The sequence below is a fragment of the Limnofasciculus baicalensis BBK-W-15 genome, assembly GCF_024178385.1.
GTDB lineage: Bacteria > Cyanobacteriota > Cyanobacteriia > Cyanobacteriales > Coleofasciculaceae > Limnofasciculus > Limnofasciculus baicalensis.
Genome location: NZ_JAMZMM010000361.1, coordinates 1 through 6,202 on the forward strand (window position 1 = coordinate 1; position 6,202 = coordinate 6,202).

The following is a 6,202-nucleotide window of genomic DNA, read 5'->3' on the forward strand; positions in this document are numbered from 1 at the left end:
TGGAAACCAGATAAAAGAGATACCAGAATTCCTGGGGAACCTCACCAATCTCACAGTGCTTCATCTCATTGGAAACCAGATAAAAGAGATACCAGAATTTTTGGGAAATCTCACCAATCTTACAGTGCTTCATCTCATTGGAAACCAGATAAAAGAAATACCAGAATTTTTGGGAAATCTCACCAATCTGACATATCTTAACCTTGGTTACAACTCAATAAAAGAGATACCAGAATTCCTGGGAAACCTCACCAATCTCACACGGCTTAACTTCAGTGGAAACCAGCTCAAAGAGATACCAGAATTCCTGGGAAACCTCACCAATCTCACAAAGCTTCACCTCGGTGAAAACCAGATAAAAGAGATACCAGAATTCCTGGGAAACCTCACCAATCTCACAGAGCTTTACCTCAGTGGAAACCAGATAAAAGAGATACCAGAATTCCTGGGAAAATTAGAGAAACTGGAAAGACTGGAATTAAGCAATAACCAAATTACCGATATTCCCCAAACACTGCAACAACTCAAAGCCCTTAAAGAGCTAGATTTACAAGCTAATCCCATCAGCATCCCACCAGAAATTCTCTCCTATAACAAAAGAAGCTGGAAAAGACCTGACGCACAACCGATTTTAGACTATTATTTTACCCAGCGGGACCCCAACGAAACCCAAACCCTCTACGAAGCCAAACTCCTCATTGTCGGCGAAGGTGGTTCCGGAAAAACCAGCCTAGCTAACAAAATCCTCAACCCCGACTATCAACTAAAACCCGAAACAGAAGACACATCTACCGAAGGAATCGACATATTAAAATGGGAATTTACCACCGCCAATGGGAAAGAATATCGGATTAATATTTGGGACTTTGGCGGACAAGAAATCTATCACCAAACCCATCAATTCTTCCTTACCCAACGTTCCCTCTACCTCCTCGTCGCCGATAGCCGAAAAGAAGATACCGACCATTATTTTTGGCTAGAAATTATCCGAATCCTCAGTAATAATAGCCCGGTACTCCTGATTCAAAACGAAAAACAAGATCGCACCTGCAACCTCAACCTCAACCAACTCCGGGGCGAATTTGCCAATCTGCGGGATACTTTTGCTCTCAATTTAGCTAATAATCGCGGCTTAACCGAATTACAAAACGAACTCCAACACCAACTAGAAAAACTCATCCCCAATGGGATACCTTTCCCGAACAAATGGTTCGCTGTCCGCTATACTTTAGAAAACGATGGACGTAACTATATAGAATACTCAGAATATCAAAATACCTGTCGCCGTCACGGAATTAATAACCGGGATGAAATGTGCCTACTCAGCCAATTTTTACACGATTTAGGTATTTGCTTGCATTTCCAAAATGACCCCATTCTCTCTCATCGCCTCATCCTCAAACCCAATTGGGGAACCACAGCAGTTTACAAAATATTGGATAATGACAAAGTTAAACAAAACTTGGGACAATTTAATGACCAAGATTTAGCAGAAATTTGGTCAGGAGATGAATACGCCGATATGCGCTACCAACTCCTGCAACTAATGAAAGAATTCAAAGTTTGCTATGAAATTCCCCGCCGTAAAGGTGAATATATCGCCCCACATCTCCTTTCTCCAGAATCTCCCTCATATCAATGGCATAGTGAAAATAATCTGATCCTCCGTTATGACTACAATTTTATGCCCAAAGGGATCTTAACCCGCTTTATTGTAGAAATGCACCAAGATATCGAAAATGTCTCCGATCCAGAAAATGCCCTAGTATGGAAAAATGGAGTTATCCTCAAAGATAATAGTACCCGTGCCGAAATTATCGAATATTACCATAGCCGAGAAATTACCATCCGCGTTACTGGAAATCGTCCCCGCGATTTAATGACAATTATTAACCGGAAATTCCAAGAAATTCACGATAGTTTTGATGGACTCAAGTATGATACTCTCATTCCCTGCAATTGCCAAGTTTGTCAACCTAGCCAAAAACCCTTTACTTTTCCCTTAAATCGCCTCTATCATTGTCTAGATCGAAATCGTTTTACGATAGAATGTCACGAAAGCGGCGAAGATGTGGAAGTGCGGGGCTTAATTGATGGCGTAATTAACCCATATCCCGATGATCTAGAAATGTTTGGTAGAGATGATGGTGAGGGTTTAGGGAGGAAAAATTATCGAGGTTATCGAGGTAAATACAAGCGCGAGTCAAAACCAAGAGACGCACCAACAAATCCTACCGTAAATCTTTCCCTGAATATCCCAATTAATAATCACAATCAACAGGAGCAAGAGATGAGTAACGATAAAATTTGGCATGGCGATCGCGTTGAAGGCAGTAAAATCGGTAGCATTAACTCACTTCAAGGGAGTGTTGGTGATATTCACGGTAATAATATCGTTAATAACTATAACGATACAGACAAACAATCCCTAGCCGAAGCAGCTAAAGAAATTCAAGAATTAATGGAACAACTCGCCACAACTTATAATACTGATTCCATGGGAGCCAAAGTCGAATTTGCAGGTGAAATTGTTAAACAAATAGATGCTAATCCCAACTTAACTCAACGTATTCTCAGTGCTAGTAAAGCTGGCGGAGTTGCCGCAATTGGTCAATTTTTGGATCATCCTATAGCTAGTTTTGCGATCGCAGCTTTGGAAGATTGGCAAAAGACGAAAACTTAGAATAGATGCAGATTGGGTTGAGTAACGAAATCAAGACTTACGCAAAGCCTCTATCTGTAGGGTGCGTTATGCGCAAGCTAACGCACCATCCACACTATGATTAGCCTCGCTGGGTAATACCAATTCACTAAAATAGCGCTACACATCGACCCCCCCAACCCCCCTTAGTAAGGGGGGAGCAAAAACCTCATCTGTAGCACAACTTAATGAAATTGGTATAAGTCATGTCAATTATTCCAAGCCGTTATAGTTTGTTGAAAAAAAACTATAACTTTTTAACCAAATTTTCCCAATCTAACTATCGTATACTCGCGCCTCATCCGCCTCTGGATTCTCTTCGCAATACTGCTCAAAAGCAGTTTTCCCTAAAGACTTCTCAGCCCGCTGATGAGATAACTCCGCTCGTAATTCTTCCACAATATCCCAAGCGGCGGCACATTCACCAGAATTAGCCCCTTTCTGACTACAAATAGCCCGTGCATCTGCCACCGCTTTCTGAATTTCTTCCTCCAAAATAATACTTTTAGGTTGCTCGACGAAATCACTTTTAGTCAGGATATCGGTAACGGAAATAATACCCACCAGACTATCGTTAATCACAGGAGCGCGACGTATCCCCGTATTCGCAAAGAGCCGCGCCACATATTCCACACCCAAATCGGGATTCACCACAATACATGGCTTCGTCATAATCTCGTAAACCCGCACCGTTTTGGGATCTTTCCCGTAAGCTGCTACCTTGTAAATGATATCGGTTTCGGTGACAATGCCATAAGCATCTTGGTTGTTACGGCGCTCTACGATTAGGGCGCGTAGGGATTTCTCTTTCATCAGCTTCACCGCCTCAGCTACCGTCGCCGAGCCGCGAATCGCGACGACATCCTTGGTCATAATATCTTGAGCTTTCATCATATTTCTTTCTCCTTAAACTCGATTGGGATTGGTTTTTGCTATGTCTATACAAGTATTATTGCTTATTATGGGGACTTAAAGGAAAAATAAGAGAAAAAGAAGGATAAGCTGCCAAGCATATAAGTTGTATAAATGAGGCAGGCAAGATGCCCGCCCTACATTTGGCAAATTGTGATTATTTTAATTTCATATATTTAGATATCTTTTGAGTATTAGAAACCCGGTTTCTGCCATGTACTTCATCTAACTGCAAACCACTATAGTTTATCAATCAAAGATCGCACAGTCGCGATCGCCTTTTCCAAATCCAGTGGCTTACTCAAATAATCATCAGCACCAGCTTGCAAACAGCGATCGCGATCTCCCGCCATTGCCATTGCTGTAAGTGCAATCGTGGGTATATTCTGCCAGCCAGATGTAGCTTTCAGTTGACGAATCAGTTCAAATCCATCAACATCGGGAAGCTGAATATCCATTAAAATTAGGTGAGGCAGTGACAGAGGTTTCACAGAACGATCCTGAATAATATTTAACATAGTTTGACCATCAGAAATAACCTCAACTAAGTACCCTTCCATTTCTAATATTTCCGAAATTAAAGCTTGATTTAATAGCTGATCTTCCACCACTAATATACGTTTAGCATTTCCCACCAATCTTTTCTGCCTCAGAAAAGATTCCCTGGAGGTTTCAGGATTTATAGCCCTAGTATTTGCTGCTAAAGTGGAGCGCATTTCAGTTATCGGCAACCACACCCGAAATACACTCCCCTCATTTTCTCGCGATTCTACCGAAACCGTACCTCCGTGAAGTTCAGCTAATCTTTTAGTAAGCGCCAAACCCAAACCAGTCCCTTCATGACGGCGTTTTAAAGAAGCATCTATTTGCTGAAACGGTTGAAATAGAAAGTGAAATTTATCTTTGGGAATACCAATACCACTATCTCTCACCTCCAGACAAAGATAAGGTGTACTGCAATTAACTGGACTGCAATCTGGCCGCCATTCCTTTTTTAGTTCGCTCCCATAAGCAAGCCTTCCTGACAGTTTAACGATTCCTGTCTCTGGCGTAAACTTGACTGCATTTGAGAGGAGATTAATTAAAATTTGCCGTACCCGACGCTCATCTAAAAAAGCCTCCTGTAATCGATAGTCCAATTCCAATGACAAACACAGTCGTTTTTTATCAGCACGAGGCTGAATCATTTTCAAACAATGGTTGCACAAAGCAGGAATGGAAACAGGAGTTAATTCTAAATCGACTTTACCTGCTTCAATCTTAGACAAATCCAGAATATCGTTAATCAGAGATAATAAGTGTTTACCGCTACTTGCAATTGCCTTAACATGACTGATCTGACGTGGGGTGAGGGAACCACCTGTTTGCCGCTCCAACAAATCAGAAAATCCCAGAATACTATTAAGAGGCGTGCGAAGCTCATGACTCATGGAAGCCAAAAATTCTGATTTAAGCTGAGATGCCCTTTCTAAATGTTCGTTGACTTGACGGAGGTGTTCTTGAGATTGGGCACGTTCGATTGCTACTCCCAGTGTACGACAAGCTGCTAGGAGCATATCCTGTTGCAGTGCTTCCTGAAGTTTTTGCTCGCAACGGCATTCCAGAGTCAAGACACCAATAATCTTGCCCGTGCTACTGGAAATAGGGAATAATCCCAATTCACCGATACCTCCATGGCGAAATGCTGGCAGGGATTGGGGGTGATTTTTGTAATCCTTGACAAACAACGGCTTACCCGTTTCTACTACCTGCCATAATAACCCTTGACCGTAGGGAATACCTTGATTGAGGATAGCTTCCATATTTTCCACAACCACTGTCCCATAGGTAGCAATGAATTGGGTAGAGACGTTATTCATCAGGACACCTGCACGGGCATCTTTTCCTTCTCCAGTAATTACCTTAACATCTCCGAAAGCGGCTCCCGTTGTTTGCACCAAGTAGGTGAGGGCAAATTGCCCGATTTCCCTCATCTCCTCAGCAGATTGCATCCTTTCTGTCAACCCCTGCAAAAATCTCAGCCGTTTGATTTCGGCATTCAAACTCATCTGCATCAGGGAAGCTTCGGCTTTGGCAGTAATATCGTGAAATGTAAATAAATGTCCACCATCGGCAGTGACCGTGATTTTAACTGTAAGATGGATGCCATCTGCTTGTTCCAATCGAAACGAAACCTGTTGGGATGTCTCGGTTGGTAATGCTAGTTCTAGCTCATCTGACTGAGTTGTAGACCAATAGCCCTGCTCGACAACCCTAGCCCATACTTCTTTAAAATGGGGTTCCTGGCCTAGCCACTCCATTGGGAGTCCCCAAAGTTGAGTAAATTTTTGGTTAAATAGGATGAGATAGTGGGATGGGTTAAACAATGCGATCGCATTGTCTATCTGGTTAAATATTAACTGCCGATCATCATTTGTCATTGGTTATTGGTTGTTTGTTATTGGTTGTTGGTTGTTGGTTGTTGGTTATTAGTTATTGGCAAGGGGATTAGATCAAATTATTGATCGAGAAAATAATAACGATGACAGCTCGCGTGGGAGCATCCCGAGAAAGGAAGAAATGCAGGTTGTATTCTTGCTCCCCCCTTTG

General features: G+C 42.1%; 3 protein-coding genes. 1 reads left to right on the forward strand and 2 read right to left on the reverse strand.

What is annotated here, in order from left to right; all coding sequences use genetic code 11:
- On the forward strand, positions 1-2,683 hold a 2,683-nt coding region (locus tag NJ959_RS24395), incomplete at its 5' end, for a leucine-rich repeat domain-containing protein (protein ID WP_254014347.1).
- A 294-nt stretch (positions 2,684-2,977) separates the two neighbouring features.
- Here the strand turns inward: NJ959_RS24395 and NJ959_RS24400 are convergent.
- The gene (locus tag NJ959_RS24400) at positions 2,978-3,595 is read right to left on the reverse strand and encodes a CP12 domain-containing protein (protein WP_254014348.1); all 618 of its coding nucleotides are present in this window, start codon (positions 3,593-3,595) and stop codon (positions 2,978-2,980) included.
- Between the two features lie 257 nt (positions 3,596-3,852).
- On the reverse strand, positions 3,853-6,033 hold the full coding sequence (locus NJ959_RS24405; RefSeq protein ID WP_254014349.1) for a hybrid sensor histidine kinase/response regulator: 2,181 nt from the start codon (positions 6,031-6,033) through the stop codon (positions 3,853-3,855).
- Between the last annotated feature and the right edge of the window lie 169 nt (positions 6,034-6,202).

Bases quoted from the DNA above. Each gene is read 5' to 3' on its own strand.
- NJ959_RS24400 (WP_254014348.1), bottom strand. From the start codon at position 3,595: ATGATGAAAGCTCAAGATATTATGACCAAGGATGTCGTCGCGATTCGC.
- NJ959_RS24405 (WP_254014349.1), bottom strand. From the start codon at position 6,033: ATGACAAATGATGATCGGCAGTTAATATTTAACCAGATAGACAATGCG.